The 17,641-nt window shown below is 67.8% G+C and carries 15 protein-coding genes; 4 read left to right on the top strand and 11 right to left on the bottom strand.

Annotated features, from left to right (window positions below):
* Positions 1-29 precede the first annotated feature (29 nt).
* The 3 genes from nusB to ribBA all read right to left on the bottom strand — a co-directional run bounded on the left by nusB (position 30) and on the right by ribBA (position 2,262).
* Positions 30-500 (bottom strand): transcription antitermination factor NusB, encoded by a 471-nt coding sequence (nusB, locus tag E1742_RS24315; RefSeq protein ID WP_134387624.1) that lies wholly within the window; start codon positions 498-500, stop codon positions 30-32.
* Positions 501-564: 64 nt separating this feature from the next.
* Positions 565-1,053 (bottom strand): 6,7-dimethyl-8-ribityllumazine synthase, encoded by a 489-nt coding sequence (ribH, locus tag E1742_RS24310; protein WP_134387623.1) that lies wholly within the window; start codon positions 1,051-1,053, stop codon positions 565-567.
* 96 nt (positions 1,054-1,149) lie between these two features.
* Positions 1,150-2,262, bottom strand: coding sequence for a bifunctional 3,4-dihydroxy-2-butanone-4-phosphate synthase/GTP cyclohydrolase II (gene ribBA / locus E1742_RS24305; protein ID WP_134387622.1), 1,113 nt, complete (start codon positions 2,260-2,262; stop codon positions 1,150-1,152).
* 195 nt (positions 2,263-2,457) lie between these two features.
* On the opposite strand from ribBA, the gene E1742_RS26480 reads away from it, so the two are divergent.
* From E1742_RS26480 to E1742_RS24285, 4 genes are all read left to right on the top strand, one after another.
* Positions 2,458-5,940, top strand: coding sequence for an EAL domain-containing protein (locus tag E1742_RS26480; RefSeq protein ID WP_189569356.1), 3,483 nt, complete (start codon positions 2,458-2,460; stop codon positions 5,938-5,940).
* A 66-nt stretch (positions 5,941-6,006) separates the two neighbouring features.
* The gene (locus tag E1742_RS24295) at positions 6,007-6,906 is read left to right on the top strand and encodes an SMP-30/gluconolactonase/LRE family protein (RefSeq protein ID WP_229466292.1); all 900 of its coding nucleotides are present in this window, start codon (positions 6,007-6,009) and stop codon (positions 6,904-6,906) included.
* Positions 6,903-7,301, top strand: a complete 399-nt coding sequence (locus E1742_RS24290; protein WP_134387620.1) for a hypothetical protein — start codon at positions 6,903-6,905, stop codon at positions 7,299-7,301. The genes E1742_RS24295 and E1742_RS24290 overlap by 4 nt, the downstream gene beginning before the upstream one ends.
* An 89-nt stretch (positions 7,302-7,390) precedes the next feature.
* Positions 7,391-7,816 (top strand): OsmC family protein, encoded by a 426-nt coding sequence (locus tag E1742_RS24285; protein WP_134387619.1) that lies wholly within the window; start codon positions 7,391-7,393, stop codon positions 7,814-7,816.
* 74 nt (positions 7,817-7,890) lie between these two features.
* On the opposite strand, the gene E1742_RS24280 is transcribed toward E1742_RS24285, so the two are convergent.
* From E1742_RS24280 to E1742_RS24245, 8 genes are all read right to left on the bottom strand, one after another.
* Complete coding sequence (locus E1742_RS24280; RefSeq protein ID WP_134387618.1) at positions 7,891-9,633, bottom strand: cation:proton antiporter domain-containing protein; 1,743 nt, start codon at positions 9,631-9,633, stop codon at positions 7,891-7,893.
* Positions 9,634-10,026: 393 nt separating this feature from the next.
* Positions 10,027-11,658 carry a methyl-accepting chemotaxis protein gene (locus tag E1742_RS24275; protein ID WP_189569358.1) on the bottom strand — a complete coding sequence of 544 codons (1,632 nt, stop codon included), beginning with the start codon at positions 11,656-11,658 and terminating at the stop codon, positions 10,027-10,029.
* Positions 11,659-11,951: 293 nt separating this feature from the next.
* Positions 11,952-12,590 (bottom strand): riboflavin synthase, encoded by a 639-nt coding sequence (locus E1742_RS24270; RefSeq protein WP_134387617.1) that lies wholly within the window; start codon positions 12,588-12,590, stop codon positions 11,952-11,954.
* Between the two features lie 92 nt (positions 12,591-12,682).
* Entirely contained in the window at positions 12,683-13,783 is a 1,101-nt protein-coding gene (gene ribD / locus E1742_RS24265; RefSeq protein WP_134387616.1) for a bifunctional diaminohydroxyphosphoribosylaminopyrimidine deaminase/5-amino-6-(5-phosphoribosylamino)uracil reductase RibD, read from the bottom strand.
* A 54-nt stretch (positions 13,784-13,837) separates the two neighbouring features.
* On the bottom strand, positions 13,838-14,446 hold the full coding sequence (locus E1742_RS24260; RefSeq protein WP_134387615.1) for a GspH/FimT family pseudopilin: 609 nt from the start codon (positions 14,444-14,446) through the stop codon (positions 13,838-13,840).
* On the bottom strand, positions 14,374-14,841 hold the full coding sequence (locus E1742_RS24255; RefSeq protein ID WP_134387614.1) for a type IV pilin protein: 468 nt from the start codon (positions 14,839-14,841) through the stop codon (positions 14,374-14,376). The genes E1742_RS24260 and E1742_RS24255 overlap by 73 nt, the downstream gene beginning before the upstream one ends.
* A complete protein-coding gene (locus tag E1742_RS24250) occupies positions 14,838-16,961 on the bottom strand; it encodes a pilus assembly protein (protein WP_166793547.1) in 2,124 nt (707 codons plus the stop codon). Before E1742_RS24250 ends, E1742_RS24255 begins: the two co-directional genes overlap by 4 nt.
* A 76-nt stretch (positions 16,962-17,037) precedes the next feature.
* Complete coding sequence (locus tag E1742_RS24245) at positions 17,038-17,598, bottom strand: pilus assembly PilX family protein (RefSeq protein ID WP_229466290.1); 561 nt, start codon at positions 17,596-17,598, stop codon at positions 17,038-17,040.
* Positions 17,599-17,641 lie beyond the last annotated feature (43 nt).

Genomic DNA, 17,641 nt, shown 5'->3' with positions numbered 1-17,641 from the left:
GGGTGGCTTCATCATGTCGGAAAGGCCGATCAGCGCTTCTTGTCGGCCGCGACCTCATCGGCACGCAGCCGTGGCGCCAGCTTGTCCAGCACGCCGTTGACGTACTTGTGGCCATCGATCCCGCCAAACGACTTCGTCAGCTCCACCGCCTCGTTGATGACGACACGGTAAGGAATGTCCAGCTGGTTCTTCAACTCATAGGCCCCCAGCAGCAGCACGCCATGCTCGATCGGCGACAGTTCGCCGATGCCGCGGTCGACCAGCGGGGCGAACGCCGCGCGCAGCTCGACGGACTGCTCGATGGCGCCGTACAGCAGCGCGGCGAAGTATTCGCCGTCGGCCTTGTCGAAGCCGTGCGCGGCACGGATGTTGTTGACGACGGTTTTCGCGTCCTCGTTGTTCAGCAGCCACTGGTACAGGCCCTGCAGCGCGAACTCGCGCGCGCGGTGACGCGGCGTGCGGTTCTTGCTGGGGTTGGCGTGCAAGGATTTTTCGTTCATATTCGTTTCCTAAATTGCGGCCGCGCGGAAGGCGCGTTAACGCCGGAGGGCACGGCCTTGCTGCTTACTCTTCTTCGCCGCTGTCCTGATGCAGCTCTTCCAGCGCGATCGCCAGATTCGCCATCTCGACCGCGACGCGGGCCGCATCGGCGCCCTTGGTTGCCATCCGCACTTCCGCCTGCTCGTCGTTTTCCGTCGTCAGCACGGCATTGGCGATGGGGATGCTGTAATCGAGGCCGACGCGCGTGATGCCGGCGCCCGATTCGTTCGAGACCAGCTCGAAATGGTATGTTTCGCCACGGATGACGGCGCCCAGCGCCACCAGTGCGTCGAACTGGCCGGATTCGGCCATCTTCTGCAGCACCAGCGGAATTTCCAGCGCGCCCGGTACCGTCACATGCAGCACGTCCTCGTCCGCCACGCCCAGATGCTTCAGCTCGGCCAGGCAGGCCGACAGCAGGCCATGGCAGACGTCTTCGTTGAACCGTGCCTGGACGATGCCGATGCGCAGGCCTTCGCCGTTCAGATTGGTTTCGTAGCTTCCTACGGTCATGACTCGCCTCTTATATATAGTGTGTGTATCGAAAATGGAAGGATACCCCGGACTGCGGTACGGTGCGGGGCTTATACGCTTCAGATGCGCTTCAGATCACGCTTCCGGTTTGGCCAGATAGCCCGTCACTTCCAGGTCGAAGCCCGTCATCGACGGCATCTTGCGCGGGCTGGCCAGCAGTTTCATGCGGCGCACGCCCAGCGCACGCAGAATCTGCGCGCCGATACCGTAGCTGCGCAGGTCCATGCTGGCGGCGCGGCCTTGGGGCTTCGTTTCCGGCTTGTTCAGCGCCTCGAGCTGGCCAAACAGCTGATCCGCCGTCTCGCCGCAGTTGAGCAGCACCATGACGCCATGGTCGGCGGCCTTGATGGCTTTCAGCGAGGCCGCCACGTTCCACGAATGGGTCGTGGAGCCGGTTTCGAGCAGATCCAGGATGGACACGGGCTGGTGCACGCGCACCAGCGACTCGCGCACCGGGTCCACTTCGCCATGCACCAGCGCCAGGTGGGCCGAGCCGCTCGGCGTGTCGCGCCAGGCGATCATGCGGAGTTCGCCGTAGGCCGTCTGCACGGTACGCTCGGCCACGCGCTCGACCATGCATTCCTTCTGGCTGCGGTAGTGGATCAGGTCGGCAATCGTGCCGATCTTCAGGTTGTGTTCCTTGCCGAACTCCAGCAGGTCGGGCAGGCGCGCCATCGTGCCGTCGTCCTTGACGATCTCGCAGATCACGGATGCCGGGGTCAGCCCGGCCATCGCCGTCAGGTCGCAGCCCGCTTCCGTATGGCCCGCGCGCATCAGCACGCCGCCCTTGACGGCGCGCAGCGGGAAGATGTGGCCAGGCTGCACCAGATCGTCCGGTTTTGCATTTTTCGCCACGGCCACCTGGATCGTGCGGGCACGGTCCGCCGCCGAGATGCCGGTCGTCACGCCTTCGGCCGCTTCGATCGACACCGTGAAGTTGGTGCCGAACGAAGTGCCGTTGCGGGTGGCCATCAGCGGCAGTTCGAGCCGGTCCACGATCTCCTCCGCCAGGGTCAGGCAGACGAGGCCGCGAGCGTGGCGGATCATGAAGTTGATGGCTTCGGGCGTGACGAAATCGGCAGCCAGCACCAGGTCGCCCTCGTTCTCGCGGTCTTCCTCGTCGACCAGGATCACCATGCGGCCGGCGCGCAGCTCGGCGACGATTTCTTCGGTGCTGGAGATAGACATAATTAATCCTTTGCGTGTTTCCTAACCCGCTATTTTAATGGATTTGGCGCCACTCCACCCGACATTCCCGCGCCGTTGGGCCGTTCGCACCGACGGTTGCCATAAAACGGGGGGGCTGTCACCGGTTTTATGGCAACTCGTGCGCCTGCGGCCCGGCCGGGGAGTAGCATCAATGCAAAAAGGAATCCCCCGGACATGGCCACCATTCTGATCGTCGACGACCGACCCACCAACCGCGAATACCTGCTGACCTTGCTCGGCTTCACGCCGCACGAGCTGCTTGAAGCGGTGGACGGCGCGCAGGCTCTCGACCTGTGCATCCGGCACCGCCCCGATCTCGTCATCACCGATATCCTCATGCCCACGATGGACGGGTACGAATTCGTCCAGCGCCTGCGCGCCACGCCGGACATCGAGCGCACGCCCGTTATTTTCTTTTCCGCCACCTATTCGATGCCGGAGCTGCGCGCCATGGCTGCCAGCTGCGGCGTGCGCAGCGTGCTGCCCAAGCCGGCCGACCCGCAATCGATCCTGGATGCCGTCACCCTGGAGCTGGGCGATGCGCGCCAGCCCCTGACGGTCCCGGACGAAGTGGTCCAGGCCGTGGCGCCCGCGGCGCGGGCGGCGGTAACCCCATCCCAGGCGCCGGGCACCGTCGAGCGCATGGCGTCCCTGCACGAACTGAGCCTGCGCCTGAACGGGCAACGCGACGCGGCCACCATGGCGATGTTGTTCTGCGCGGCCGCGGCGCGCATCCTGCAGGCCGATATCGTCGCGCTGTGCCTGCTCGATACCAACGAAGGATCCGTCCAGCATATCGAAACGCGCGGCATCGACCCGGCACTGCTGACACCATGGCTGCTGGACCGCAGCGCCTTTCCGGGCCAGCTGATGAAGGGCGGCGGCATCGTGCGCAGTTGCCGCACGAGCGGCGACATGCCGGCCCTGCCCGCCGGCCACCCGCAAGTGGGCAACCTGATGGGCCTGGCCGTACGCGACCAGTACCACCTGTACGGGTGGCTCTACGTGGCAGGCCGCCGCCACGAGCCGTGCTTCGACGAAACGGACGAGCAGTTCGTCCGCATGCTGGCGGCCCAGCTGGCCGTCGCGTACGAAAACATGAATCTGTACGAGGTCATCCAGCGCCACGCGGCACAGCTGCAAATGGAGGTGTCGGCGCGGCGCACGGCCGACACCGCCCTGCGCGCCAGCGAAGCCCGCTACCGGGCGATGACGCAGTCGGCGCCGGACGCCATCATCGGCTCGGACGACGAGGAACGCGTCGTGCAGTTCAACCGGGCGGCGGAAACGATGTTCGGCTACACGGAAGCGGAAATGCTGGGGCGCCCCATCACGTTGCTGCTGGCGGAGCGATCGCTGCCCGAACACCGCGAGCGGGTGGCCCGCTACCGCCAGAGCCGGGAACGCTCCTACAGCGGCCGGATCGTCGAGCTGTACGTGAAGCGCAAGAACGGCGAGGAGTTCACGGCTGACATGGCACTGTCTGCGGCCAATGTGGACGGTGTCCCCATCTTCACGACGATCCTGCGCGACACGACCGCCCGGCGCGCGCTGGAAGAACGGCTGCGCCTGGCCGCCCAGGTATTCGACAGCACGCAGGAAAGCATCACGATGACCGATGCCCAGGCCAATATCATTGCCGTCAACCGGGCCTACGAACAGATTACGGGCTACCAGGAAGGCGAAGTGCTGGGCCAGAATCCGCGCGTGCTGCGCTCCGGCCGCCACGATGCCGCGTTCTACCGGGCTATCTGGCAGAGCCTGGAAACGCAGGGCCAGTGGCGCGGCGAGATCTGGAACCGGCGCAAGAACGGCGAGGTGTACCCGGAGCGCATCAGCATCAATGCGGTGCGCGACCAGCGCGAGCAGGTCTGTGCCTACGTGTCCGTTTCCAGCGATATCAGCGCGCTCAAGGAAGCGCATACGCAGCTCGACTTCCTCAGCAACCACCATCCGCTGACCCAGCTGCCCAACCGCAACCTGCTCAATGACCGGCTGCAGCTGGCGCTGGACGCAGCCGCCCACAGCGGCCGCCAGGTCGCCCTGCTGCTGTTCGACATCGACCGGCTGCAGCGCATCAACGATGCCCTCGGCCACGAGGTGGGCGACGCGCTGCTGCAGGAACTGGCGCGGCGCGTCAGCACCGTCGTCACGCCGGGCGACACGCTGGCGCACCTTGGTGCCGACGAATTCGCTTTACTGCTGACCACGGCGCCCGAGGTGGACGACGTCATCGTCACGACGCGCAAGCTGATGGACCAGGTCGCCCAGCCCGTGCAGCTGGCCGGCCAGGACCTGTACGTGACGGCCAGCGTGGGTATCAGCATGTACCCGCGCGACGGCACCACGGCCAGCGCGCTGCTGATCGGCGCGGACGTGGCGCTGTCGCACGTCAAGGAGAGCGGCCGCAACAGCTTCCATTTCTATACGGGCGAGATGAACGCCCATGCGTTGCGCTGGATGTCGCTGGAGGTGCACCTGCGCCATGCCATCGAGCGCAGCGAGCTGCAACTGTACTATCAGCCGCAGGTAGCGCTGGTGGACGGCAAGGTCAGCGGCATGGAGGCGCTGCTGCGCTGGAACAGCGCCCAGCTGGGCATGGTACCGCCGGGCGACTTCATTCCACTGGCCGAGGACAGCGGCCTGATCCTGCCAATCGGCAACTGGGTCATCGAGGAGGCATGCCGGCAGAACAAGGCGTGGCAGCAGGCTGGGCTGCCGCCGATGACGGTTGCCGTCAACGTGTCGGCGCGCCAGTTTGCCGCGGGCACGGTGCCGGCCGTCGTGCGGGCCGCACTGGCCCGGACGGGTCTGGCGCCGCGCTACCTGGAAGTGGAGCTGACGGAGTCCGTCATGATGCACGACGCCGAGCAGGTGCAGGCGCAGCTGAACGAGCTGTCGGCGCTGGGCGTGTCCGTATCACTGGACGACTTCGGCACAGGCTATTCGTCGCTGGGCTACCTGTCGCGCTTCCGGCTGGACAAGCTGAAGATCGACCAGACCTTTGTGCGCAATATCACGAGCGACCCGCGCAGCGCCGCCATCGCCCGCGCCACCACGGCGCTGGCGCACGGGCTGAACCTTGTCGTCGTCGCGGAAGGCGTGGAAACGCTGGGCCAACTGGCTTTCCTGCGCAATATGGGCTGCGACAAGATCCAGGGCTACCTGTTCAGCCGCCCCCTGCCACCCAACGAACTGGCCACGCTCCTGCGGGAACGGCGCTGCCTCGCATCGCCGGACATGCCGCCCCGGCCCGCCCGTACGTTGCTGCTGGTGGACGACGAGCCCGGCGTGCTGCGCTCGCTGCAACGGATGTTCCGGCGTGAGGGCTACCAGGTGCTGGCCGCCGGCAGTGCCGAAGAAGCGCTGGAGCTGCTGGCAACGCACGACGTGCACGTGATCCTGTCCGACCAGCGCATGGCCGGCATGAACGGCACCGAGTTCCTGGCCCGTGCCCGCGAACTGTATCCGCACACGGTGCGCATGATCCTGTCCGGCTACGCCGACCTGGCCAGCGTGACGGAAGCGGTCAACCGGGGTGCCATCAGCAAGTTCCTCAGCAAACCGTGGGACGACGACGAATTGCTGCAGGTCGTGCGCATGGCGTTCCGACAGGCCGAACGCGACGCTGGCGAGCGGGCCGGGCAGACGGCGTAACGGCGCTACACCTGAGCCGGGATTTCAGGTAAGGTATGGCCTCCATTAACTTGCCTCGAAGACACTGTGACCGCATCGAATTCCGCCGCATCGACCGGGTTGATTCCCGACTGCATCTGGCCGCTGGCCGCCGAACTGGGCGAAGGCCCGTTATGGCACGCCGCCGAGCAGCGCCTGTATTTCGTCAACCTGGTCGGCAATGCGCTGCATGCCGTCGACGCGGATGGCGGCCGCCACACGTGGCAGCTGCCGACGTATGTGTGCTGGCTGCTCCCGCGCAAGGACGGCGATGGTTTCATGGCCGGCCTGCGCGACGGAATCGTCCGGCTGTGGCTGGTGCCGGAGTTGCGCATCGAATATCTGCATCGCCCGCTCGAGCATGGCGACCTGCGCTTCAACGATGCCAAGGTTGACGCGGCCGGACGCATCTGGGCCGGCACGATGAACGCGGCGGACGTCAGCCGTCCGCACGGCAAACTGTTCCGCCTCGATCCGGACGGCGGCCTGCGCACGGCGCTGACGGAATACCACATCTGCAACGGCCCCACGTTCAGCCTGGACGGCCGCACGATGTACCACAACGACAGCTTCCTGGACCGGACCTACGCCTACGACGTCAACGCCGACGGCGGCCTGGACAACCCGCGCCTGTGGCGCCAGTTCGGTGCGGGCGAAGGATCGCCGGACGGCATGACGGTGGACAGCGAGGACTGCGTCTGGATCGCCCAATGGGGCGGCGCCCGCGTCTGCCGCTACAGCCCCGCCGGCGAGCTGCTCACGACCATCGCGATGCCGGTGGCGCAGCCGTCGTCCGTCGCGTTTGGCGGACCGGACCTGAAGACGCTGTACATCACCAGCGCGTGGCAAGGCTATGACGACGCATGCCGCGCGGCCGATCCGCAGGCCGGTGCGTTGTTCTCGGTACGGGTGGACGTGCCGGGCGTGCCCGCTGCCCAGTTCGGTTGAGCGAGACGCCGGCCCAGGCGTACCGCGGCGTACGCGATCCGCGCCACGTCGTGTGGTTCCTGTTCGCGCTGACGGCCGTGACCGGCGTCGTCGACGGTGTCTATGACCTCCACGAGACGGAGGAACCGCTGTGGTGGACCGTCTTCGCGGCGGCAGTGCTGAACTACGCGACGTTCGTCTGGTATTGCCGCGACACGGACGTGCGCGGCATCCACCGCACGCGCACCTGGAACGTGTTCGTCATCCTGCTGGCGCCGCTTGCCGTGCCCGGGTATCTGCTGCGTCGCGCCCCGCCCCACGGCCGTGGTCGCGCGCTGCTGCGCATGGCCGGCTTCCTGCTCCTGTTTTTCCTCGTCGATACGCTCGGCGTGCTGGCCGGCATGCTGCTTGGCTAGCCTCTCTCCCAAGGGGGACGTGGGTTTCGCCCGACTGGCCTTACCATGGTCGCGTTGTGAACCACTCAACCACGTAAAGGAGCTCCTCCATGAAAACCCACGGTTCGGCCGTCTGGTCCGGCGGCATCAAGGATGGCAAAGGCGCCATCAGCAGCCACAGCGGTGCACTCAAGGAATACCCCTACGGCTTCGCCAGCCGCTTCGAAGGCAAGCCGGGCACCAATCCCGAAGAGCTGATCGGCGCGGCCCACGCCGGCTGCTTCACGATGGCACTGTCGCTCATCCTCGGCGAAGCAGGCCTGACGGCGGAGCAGATGAACACGACAGCGGAAGTCACGCTGGACAAGCTCGACGACGGCTTCGCCATCACGGCCGTGCACCTGACGCTGGAAGCAAAGATCCCCGGCGCGGACGACGCGAAGTTCCAGGAGCTGGCCGGCAAGGCGAAAGCAGGTTGCCCGGTGTCGAAGCTGCTGAACACGAAGATCACGCTGGACGCGAAGCTGGTGCAGTAACACGCAGGCAAAAACCCGGGACAGTCCCCTGTTTTGAGGAAAAACTTCTCGAAAACAGGGGTCTGTCCCGGGTTTCAGTCCTGCCGGTCCGCCGACGTCGCCGTAGCAATCCGCTCTGCCCGCTCCACCTGGATATGAAACCCGGCCGCCCCCTCCGGCATCCCGGCCGAGCTGAGCGCAAACCGGGCCAGCTGCAGTCCCGACTCCACCGTCTCCGAAATCACCTCGTTGGCCCCGGCCGCTTTCAGCAGCCGCGCATGTTTCTCGTCGCGCGCCCGCGCGAACACGGGCAGCGCCGGATAATGCCGCCGCAGCGCCAGCACCGCTTCCAGCGCCGATTTCGGATCGTCCATCGTCAGTACGACGGCTGCGCACTGGCCGGTGCCGAGGCGTGCCAGCAGGTGCGGCATCGACGCGTCGCCCGTATAGACATCGCGCGAGGCCTCGCGGCCGGCCGCCACCAGCTGGTGATCGCGCTCGATGGCCACGTGCCCGATACCCTGGCGCGTCAGCACGTCCGCCACCAGGCGCCCGACCCGGCCATAGCCGCCAATGACGATATGCCCGGCGCGGGGCCGTTCCGCGGCGTCCCCCTGTGCGGGCGCGAAGCTGCCGCGCGTGGCCTCCCACCACTGCGCGAAACGCTGGCCCAGCGCGGCGCTGGCCGGTGCGGCCAGCATGCTGAGACTGACGACAACGAGCAGGAACTGCCCCGTCGCCGGCACCAGCAGCCCCGCGCCGGCCGCAACGCCCAGTACGATAAACGCAAACTCGCCGCCCTGCCCCATCAGCAGCCCCGCGTGCACGGCCTGCCCCGCGCCCAGACGCCACAACAGCGCCGCGATAACGGCGGCCTTGATCAGCAGCAGCCCGACGACGGACGCGGGCAGCCAGAACGGGTAGTCGGCCACGGTGCGCAGGTCCAGCTCCATGCCGACCGACATGAAGAACAGTCCCATCAGCAAACCGCGGAACGGTTCGACGATCATCTCGACTTCGTACTGGAATTCCGTATCGGCCAGCAGCAGCCCCGCCAGCAGCGCGCCCAGCGCCATCGACAACCCTGCCGCGGCCGTCGCGGCGGCAATCCCCAGGGTGAGCAGCAGGATCAACGCGACAAAAATCTCCGGCTGGCGGTGCACGGCAAACGCGGCGAACATGGGCCGCGCCACGCGCCGCCCGACCAGGTAGACGGCGGCAATCGTCACGCCCGCTTTCGCCAGCGCCAGCAACAACACGAGCCACAGCGCCCCGCCGCCCGTGCCGCTGCCCGCCAGCCCGTCGACCAGGATCAGGATCGGCACGACAGCCAGGTCCTGCAGCATCAGGATGCTGAAGCACGACTGGCCCAGCGGCGACGCCAGGCCCTGGCCGCGGCTGAGCAGTTGCATGACGACGGCCGTGGACGACATCGCCAGAGTCAGCCCGATCGTCAGCGCGGCGCCGGGCGGATTGCCGAACGCCAGCGCAAAGCCGCCGACCACCGCGGCTGTCAGCACGACCTGCAGGATGCCGCTGCCGAACACGCTGCGCCGCAAGGCCCAGATGCGCGCCGGCGACAGCTCCAGCCCGATCATGAACATCAGGAACAGGATGCCCAGTTCGGCGACGTGCTTGACGCTCTCGACGTCATGAAACGTGACATCGGCCAGCCAAGGCAGGTCCGCGCCCCAGCTGCCCAGGCCGTGCGGACCGAACACGAGACCGACCAGCAGGAACCCCAGCATCTGGTTCACGCGCAGGCGCTGCATCAGCGGCACCGCCAGGCCGGCCAGCAGCAGGAACAGTAGTACCTCTCGTAGGTCGGCGATGGTCATGGGCGGTCGAATGGCTGAGCGGAGAGATTGCAGTGTAGGAGATACACGACCGGCCGGGCAAGCGACCCGCCTCCGGGCTGCAACGGCCTGGCTGGCGGGTGCGGCCACGTCGTCCATCCTGGCGCTGCGATGACGTGGCACCGTCGTGCGCCGCGGCGGGGCGCGGCTACGCCAATGCGGCGCGCTAAACGTGGTGCTGGCACTGGCCGCGACACGCCTGCCGGATCCCCTCGCGCGCCTGCATCCCGTGGCCCGCGTCTGTCTGAGCCTGGGCGAACCGGACGCCTTTATCGACGCGACCCGGCAGCGGCAGGCGCAGTGGCCGGACCGGGGCGCGCCGGCGCGTTGGCGTGCACACCCGATGTGGTCCGACAGGACAGACGCCGCAGCAAGTCAGGCACGCAGGCGCGCGGCCACTTTCGTTGCAGCGGCCTTGCGCGCCGGCTGCCCGGACGCGGTGGCACGCGTGCCCATTTCGTCCGCATCGAGGCGGAACACGCTGACGACACGCGCCAGGTTCGATGCCTGCTCGTGCAGCGAAGCGGACGTCGCCGCGGCTTCTTCCACCAGCGCGGCGTTCTGCTGCATGGCCGTGTCCATGTCGGCGACGGCGTCGTTGATCTGGTTGATGCCGTGCTGCTGCCCCTGGCCGGCATCGGCAATTTCCGCGATGATCCCGGTGACGCGCCGGACGCTGTCGACGATCTCGCTCATCGTGCTGCCGGCCTGATTGACCAGCACGCTTCCCGCTTCGACCGACGCGACCGAGTCGCCGATCAGCGCCTTGACGTCCTTGGCGGCTGCGGCCGAGCGTTGGGCCAGGCTGCGCACTTCGGCGGCAACGACCGCGAAGCCCCTGCCCTGCTCGCCGGCGCGGGCCGCCTCGACGGCGGCATTCAGCGCCAGGATATTGGTCTGGAAGGCGATCCCGTCGATGACGCCGATGATGTCGACGATCTTGCGCGCCGAATTGTTAATGGTCGCCATTGTTTCCACCACCTGCGCCACGACGGCGCCGCCGTGCGTGGCCACCTCCGAGGCGGAGCGCGCCAGCGTGTTGGCCTTGCCGGCATGCTCGCCGTTCTGGCGCACATTGGACGCCAGCTCTTCCAGCGATGCCGCCGTTTCCTCGATCGAACCGGCCTGCTGCTCCGTGCGCGACGACAGATCCTGGTTGCCTGCGGCGATCTGCGACGACGCCGCCGTGATCGTATGCGTGCCCTGGCGCACTTCCCTGACCAGGTCGGCCAGGCTGCGCTGCATGGCCGCCAGCGCTCCCAGCAGTCGTGCGATCTCGTCATCGCCCTCGACGTGGATAGGGTGCGTCAGGTCGCCCTGCGCCACCGCGTCCGCGGCCCTGACGGCCTGGTCCATGGAACGGGCCACGCTGCGGATCACGGCCACAACGATCAGGCTCAGCGCGGCACCGATGGCTGCCAGCACGAGCGCGGCGCGCCGCAGGTCGGCAACAAAGGCGTCCTGCAGGTCGTCCAGGTACAGCCCCGTAATGAAGGTCCAGTCCCACGGCTTGTAGGTCAGCACATAGGCCCCCTTGGCAAAGACCTGCTTCTGGTCGGCATTGCCTGGCTTCGGCCAGACGTATTCGATCCATCCTTCTCCGCTGCCCTGTGCAATACGTGCCGCGTCACGGTACAGGTAGGTGCCCTTGACATCGTGGAAGTCGCTCATGTCCTTGCCGCTCAATTCGGCTTTGATCGGGTGCATCAGCATCGTCGGACGCGAGTCGACCACGGTGTAGTAGCCGTCCTTGCCATAGCGCATGGCCTTGAGTCGCTGCAGTGCCTGCTTTTGCGCCTGCTCCAGCGGCATCGCGCCGGACGCGGCCAGCGCCGCATATTCCTTCACGGTGGACATGCCGACGTCGGTGGCGAATTTCAGCGCATGCTGACGCTCTTCGAAGCGCAGCGCCTTGCTCTCATAAATATGGAAAAGGGTCATGCCGGACAGGCATAGCCAGCTGAGGATCAGCGGCAGATAGAGTTTGGCGCGAAAGCTGAGTTTCATGATCGTAGGCGGTGGTCGGGGTGAGATGCAATTTGAAAATCGGTAATTTCCATACGGAAACTCTAGCATCCTTCCCTTCGGGGAAAGTCGTTACTTGCCTTATGTTCACCCGGTCTTTTTTCAAAGTGTTGCGCAAACACCAGTTCAGCGTAGCCATGACTATGTTCTGCGCTCCCTGGCCGGCGGCGCGGTAGGTCGCCGGCCGCACCAGATGCAGGAACGCCAGCGCGAGGCCGGCGTTCGACATGCCGGGGAAGTACCGCCGCAGCCGGTACTTCCCGAGGGCGGGGGCATCAAGCGATCTTCGTGGCGCCCGCGCTGCCGGAGGCCGAGAGCATGCGTTCGACATACCGGGCGATCAGATCCACTTCCAGGTTGACCTTGCCGCCCACCGCCAGGTGTTTCAGGGTTGTGACCTGGATCGTGTGCGGGATCAGGTTGATCGAGAAGCGGCAGCCCTCGGGCACGTCCTCGACGCGGTTGACGGTCAGCGAGACGCCGTTGACGACGATGGAACCCTTGAACGCCAGGTACTTGCCCAGCTCGCGCGGCGCTTCGACCACCAGTTCATACGACTCGCCGACGGGCTCGAACTTGCGTACGACGCCCAGGCCATCCACGTGGCCGGAGACCAGGTGGCCGCCCAGGCGCTCATTGAGGGTCAGCGCCTTTTCCAGGTTCACTTCCGCCGGCGTGTCCAGGCCCACGGTGCAGTTCAGGCTTTCGCGCGAGACGTCGACGGTGAACGTGCCGCCGGTCTTTTCAACCACCGTCATGCAGGCGCCGTTGATGGCGATCGAGTCGCCCAGCGCCACGTCCGCCAGCGGCAGCGGGCCCGCATCGATATCGAGGCGCACGCCCGCGTCATGACCACCCGGCAGGGGGGTGATGGTCTTGATTTTGCCGACAGCGGCGACGATTCCAGTAAACATGCTTGAGTCCCTTCAATCCAAATCATGGCGATGCGTGACCGCCGGTTGTACGTGTCAGTTGGCAGGCCGATCCGCGCGCGGCCGCTCCAGGTTCATGGCCGATCCATGAAGCGGGCCAGGATGCGCAGGTCGCCGCCGACGTTGCAAACTTCGTGGAAGCGCAGCGCGCGTTTTTGCGCAAGGTCCGTCAGGGCCGGCAGCGCGAACATACCTTGCGCATCGCCCAGCAGGGTTGGTGCCAGATAGACCAGCAGCTCGTCCACGCAGCCTTCGCGCACCAGCGAGCCATTCAGCTTCGTGCCCGCCTCCACGTGCAGCTCGTTGATCTGGCGCCGGCCCAGCTCGCGCATCAGTTCCGGCAGATCCACCTTGCCGTGCGCATTGGCCAGCGTGATGATTTCCGCGCCACGGTCGCGCAGCACCGCCTCGCGTTCATGGTCGCTGACAGCCGCGACGACAAGCGTACCGCCGCCAGCCAGCACCTTCGCGCCCGGATCGATTTCCAGCCGGCTGTCGATGACGATGCGACGCGGCTGGCGCAGTGTCTGCACCGCGCGCACGTTCAGTTGCGGATCGTCTGCCTTGACGGTGCCGATGCCGGTCAGGATGGCGCAGGCGCGCGCGCGCCATGCGTGCCCGTCGGCGCGCGCCTCGGCCCCCGTGATCCACTGGCTGCTGCCGTTGTGCAGCGCCGTCATGCCGTCCAGGCTGGCGGCCGTTTTCAGGCGCACCCACGGCAGCTGGCGGCGCATGCGCGAGAAGAAACCGATGTTCAGCTCATACGCTTCGTCGGCCAGCAGGCCCGACGACACCTCGATGCCCGCTGCCGCCAGCCGCGCCAAGCCCTGCCCCGCCACCAGCGGGTTCGGGTCCTCCATCGCGCAGACGACGCGGCCCAGCCCCGCGCGCACCAGCGCGTCGCAACATGGCGGCGTGCGGCCGTAATGCGCGCAAGGTTCCAGCGTGACGTATGCGGTGGCGCCGCGCACGTCGTGGCCGCGCTGCGCGGCATCCTTCAGCGCCTGGATCTCGGCGTGGTCCTGCCCTGCGGGCTGCGTGACGCCGGCGCCGATGACGACACCGTCCCTGACGATGACGCAGCCGATGTGCGGATTGGGCGACGTCGTGTACAGGCCTTTTTCCGCCCATTGCAAGGCCAGGCGCATGCCGTCCAGGTCATTGTGTATGTTCATCGCTCGCTTGTTCGCCCAGCTCCGTGGTTCGGTTTGTCTCCATGCCGCCGCCCGTCATTCGCTCGCGGCGGCACAGCCGGACTCCCTCAGCGGGTCGCACAGGCGCGCACGGCCCAGCATGTTGATCTTGATGTTGCGTGCCTGGTCGCCGGCGCGCAGCGACAGCGTGCCGAAATTGGCGGCATTGCCGTTTCCCGCCCGGCACGAACGGCCGGCACTATTATAGGCGACATACCAGGGCGGTGCAGCGGCCGACAGCCGCGACCAGATGCGCATGCCATCGGCCACGGGTCCATGCCGGAACAGCACCTCGTCGCCGGTACCGGGGCGGCCGTCCCCATCGCGGTCGGCAAACACGGCCCAGCCGTGCTGCCACGCGACGCCAGCCGGATCGATCGGGGCCACCACGACGATATCGCCCCGCCCCAGCGCCTGGGCACGCGCCAGGTGCAGTGCGGCCAGCAGGTCGGCGGCGGCAGCGCGCAACTGCTGACGCTGCGCGAACCCGCGCAGGTCGGGCACGGCGGCGCCCAGCAGCACGCCGGCCACCGCCAGCGCGACGAGCGCCTCGACCAGTGTAAAGGCGGTGTTCAGCGCCAGCAGCGCTGGCCGCGGCCAGTGGCGCGGCGCTCGCCGGTACTGGTCAGTATGAGTCGTTCGCATTGGGGATCCCTGAAAGTAACGTCGACGCGCGGCGTGCCCGGCGTGGCCACCAGTTGCACGCACTGTTCGATGGGCTGGTCGTCGCAGGCCCTGGCTTCGATCTCATAACCGCTGCGCGCCGGGCTGGTGCCGGACCACCAGCGAAATGCCGGTGCGCCGGCGCCGGCGGCATCGGACGCAAAGGCGAAGTACCTGTTGTGCAGCGTGAAATAGCGCTCCTCCTGCTGCATCAGCCGCTGCAACGCCGCCTGCGCTTCCGTGCGCCGCGTGCGCACCAGGTGATCCTGGAAGCCCGGATACGCGAAGGCCGCCAGGATGCCGGCGATGCCGACCGTGACCAGCAGTTCCGTCAAGGTGAACCCGGCCGCCGCGCGCCGGCCGATTCGGCTCTTCATTGGCTTTCCCTCCCTGTCGCTGCCGGAGCGCCGCCGGACGGATCCGCATCGCCGCGCCGGGCCGCGGCACGATGCAACTGGCGCCAGTTGACGACCTCGCGCCAGCTCAGGCGCCCGGCCGGCAGCGTCGCCTGGGTCGAAGTAACGCGCGGTACGCCGCCAGACGTGCCGAGCGCGACGACCTCGGCCGATCGCGTCACCTCGATCCGCGTGCCGTTGCCCCTTCCGCCGTGACCGCGCACGCGCGCGGCCGGCAGCGCCGCCGGCGGACCGTCGACGAAATCCATCACCACCGCGCCCGTCGTGGCGCCGCTGACCGCGACCCCGGCGCTGTCGGGCGCCAGGCCGGACAAGGCATCGAGCAGGTACGTCCGGCCGTAGCTTTCCGTGCAGGCGGTACGGCCGGGCACGACGGTACTGAACGCCACCTTGCCGTCAACGATCGTCGCGCCGGCAATATTGCGTTCGCCGGCGCCCGTGCCGACGCCGAAATCGATGTACCACCCTTTCGGCCGCGTTCCGCCGCCGATGGCCTGCTGCGTCCCGCTGACCGTGACCCCCATGCCGCCGTCCGTGGCATCGAGCCGGCGCTGCAGCAGGTCGGCGCGTGTGGCCGCCGTGGCCGGGTGGGCGGGATCGTCATGAATGGCGTAGAACGACTGCGGCGTGAACCCTGCCGGGTCGCGGTCGGCGCGCGAGCGCAGCATCCCGGTACCGAACAGCACCAGATAGCCGCCACCGGCGGCATGCACCACTTTCGGTTGCTGGGCGATGGGCTGGCGCACACCGTTCGTGTCGCGGGCAACAAACACGGGCCGCAGTCCCGGGCTGGCGCGCCACGGCGGCGTGCGCGTGAAGTCGAAGCGCCACAGATTACCTTGCAGGTCGCCCGCGTAGACGTGACGCAGCGTCTCGTCATCGTCCGTCACCAGGGCCGGCGCGGACAGGCCGGCGGGCAGCCCCGCTTCGCCCGGTGGTATGTCGAGGCGGTAGTAGCTGGTGTCGAGGCGCCAGCGCTGCCCGGGCGGCTTGTCCAGCGCCAGCAGCAACAGGGCGGCGCGTCCGGCGCCCTCGCCGTTACCGGTCGCCGCGAAATGGCGGTACTGGCGCACACCGTTGCGCGAGCGTACTTGCAGGCGCGCCACCTGGGCCGGCGTCATGACGTTGCCGATGGCGGCATCGTCGCGCGGCGTGAATTCCCACAGTACGCCAAGTCCGCCCTCGAAGTAGGACGGATCCGTCACGTCAAGGGCAAACAGGCCACGGGCGCCCGCGCCAGGCGATCCCACCAGCACCGTGCGCCAGGCGCCGCCGAGGTTCGCTTCGCCAACGGCCAGCGGCCCGTCCACGTAAGCGCGGTGGGTGTACGCCGGCGACGTCAATTCCTTCAAGGCGCCGAACAGCATGTCGGGCACATAGGCGAACAGTTCCGCGCCGCTGCGCGCGTCGAACGCATGCAGCATGCCGTCGTTGGCGCCGAGGTAGACGGCCGGCGCGCGGCGTAACGTGCGCTGGTGGAATGCCGCATAGGCGGGGTCGGCACTGCCGCGCGCGGGCGCGTTCGCGCCGGCGCCGACGAACACCGGCGTGCTGTGCACGGCGTCACCCAGTACGCCGCTGCGCACGCGCAAGCCGTGGCCCTCCAGCGTGCGGTCGCCGCGCAGGTACTCCAGCCGCGCGGAGCCAAGGCCGTCCGGACCATCCTCGCCATCCACCGGCACGGGCGGCCGGTCGAGTTCCGCCTGGCGCCCCGGCGACAGGGCATCCCACAGGAACGGTATCGTGGCCCGGCGCGCAGCAGGATCGCCATCGAACGTGTAGATATTGCGTGCCGCGGCCGGCCTGTCGGCCAACAGCATACCCGCATCCCACAGCGGCGGCATCTGACGCAGCGCGCCGGCCGCGTTGCGCACCAGCGGCGTTCGTGTCAGCGTGCCGCTGCCGCGCGCCAGCACATAAGCGGCGCGAAACACAGTGGCCTCTTCCGCGCCGACAGGAGCCAGGCGCGCTGCCGGCACGGTCACTGCGGGTCCGCGCACCGTGCGATAGCGGGCGGCGCAGCCGACGGCAACCTGCTCGTCGGACGCTTGCGCGGCCGCGTCCGCGACGCAACCACCCATGCACTGGACCGCCAGTACCAGGCCGCAGAGTCGACGCCGCCGGCGACGCCGCTGGTGCGATGCGTCCATCGTCGCCTCAGTCATCGTGCCGGCGGTAGGTTGCCTGCAGCACGACCTGCGTGCCTTCGCGGCTGCCGAAACCGATGGCGGTGACGCGGTACAGGTAGCCATCGTCCGCACCCACCTCCGCACCGGGCGGCCGATACGGCAGCCGCTCGACGATATAGCGCGGCCGCCGCAACGGCAGGAATCCCTCGCCCGTCTCCGCCTCGACACCGGTAAATGTCCCCAGCGGCACGCCTGTCCCGCCGCCCGGATCGACGGCCTGCCACGGCGGCGGCTCGCCCGGTGCGCTGCGTGCGCAAAGTCCCAGCGCCAGTCCCACGCCACAGGCGGCGCCCGGGCCAGGGCTGAAAGCGTCCGCCGCGCCAAACAGGGCGCGGCGTTCCGCCGGCACCGCGGCCACGCCTTCGATATCGAGTTCCGCATCCATCAACGCATCCTCCGCAGATTGCAGCGCGATATGCCGGTCCCGCTCGGCGCGCGCCGATTTTTCACCCATCAACGCCATATCGGTGGCGGACGCCGCCAGCAGCAACACGGCGGCCAGCATCAGCAGGCCGACGACGAGGGTCACGCCTCGTTGCCGGCCCCAGCGCCGCCAGCGCGGCCCGGTCCAA

The organism is Pseudoduganella plicata (genome assembly GCF_004421005.1).
Taxonomy (GTDB): Bacteria; Pseudomonadota; Gammaproteobacteria; order Burkholderiales; family Burkholderiaceae_D; genus Rugamonas; species Rugamonas plicata.
Note: the sequence above shows the minus strand (reverse complement) of the source record. Positions and strands in the feature narration are given on the sequence as shown.

What these genes read in the sequence shown, in the direction of transcription:
- nusB (WP_134387624.1), bottom strand. Translation starts at nt 500, where the DNA reads ATGAACGAAAAATCCTTGCACGCCAACCCCAGCAAGAACCGCACGCCG.
- ribH (WP_134387623.1), bottom strand. Translation starts at nt 1,053, where the DNA reads ATGACCGTAGGAAGCTACGAAACCAATCTGAACGGCGAAGGCCTGCGC.
- ribBA (WP_134387622.1), bottom strand. Translation starts at nt 2,262, where the DNA reads ATGTCTATCTCCAGCACCGAAGAAATCGTCGCCGAGCTGCGCGCCGGC.
- E1742_RS26480 (WP_189569356.1), top strand. Translation starts at nt 2,458, where the DNA reads ATGGCCACCATTCTGATCGTCGACGACCGACCCACCAACCGCGAATAC.
- E1742_RS24285 (WP_134387619.1), top strand. Translation starts at nt 7,391, where the DNA reads ATGAAAACCCACGGTTCGGCCGTCTGGTCCGGCGGCATCAAGGATGGC.
- E1742_RS24280 (WP_134387618.1), bottom strand. Translation starts at nt 9,633, where the DNA reads ATGACCATCGCCGACCTACGAGAGGTACTACTGTTCCTGCTGCTGGCC.
- E1742_RS24275 (WP_189569358.1), bottom strand. Translation starts at nt 11,658, where the DNA reads ATGAAACTCAGCTTTCGCGCCAAACTCTATCTGCCGCTGATCCTCAGC.
- E1742_RS24270 (WP_134387617.1), bottom strand. Translation starts at nt 12,590, where the DNA reads ATGTTTACTGGAATCGTCGCCGCTGTCGGCAAAATCAAGACCATCACC.
- ribD (WP_134387616.1), bottom strand. Translation starts at nt 13,783, where the DNA reads ATGAACATACACAATGACCTGGACGGCATGCGCCTGGCCTTGCAATGG.
- E1742_RS24260 (WP_134387615.1), bottom strand. Translation starts at nt 14,446, where the DNA reads ATGCGAACGACTCATACTGACCAGTACCGGCGAGCGCCGCGCCACTGG.
- E1742_RS24255 (WP_134387614.1), bottom strand. Translation starts at nt 14,841, where the DNA reads ATGAAGAGCCGAATCGGCCGGCGCGCGGCGGCCGGGTTCACCTTGACG.
- E1742_RS24250 (WP_166793547.1), bottom strand. Translation starts at nt 16,961, where the DNA reads ATGGGTGGTTGCGTCGCGGACGCGGCCGCGCAAGCGTCCGACGAGCAG.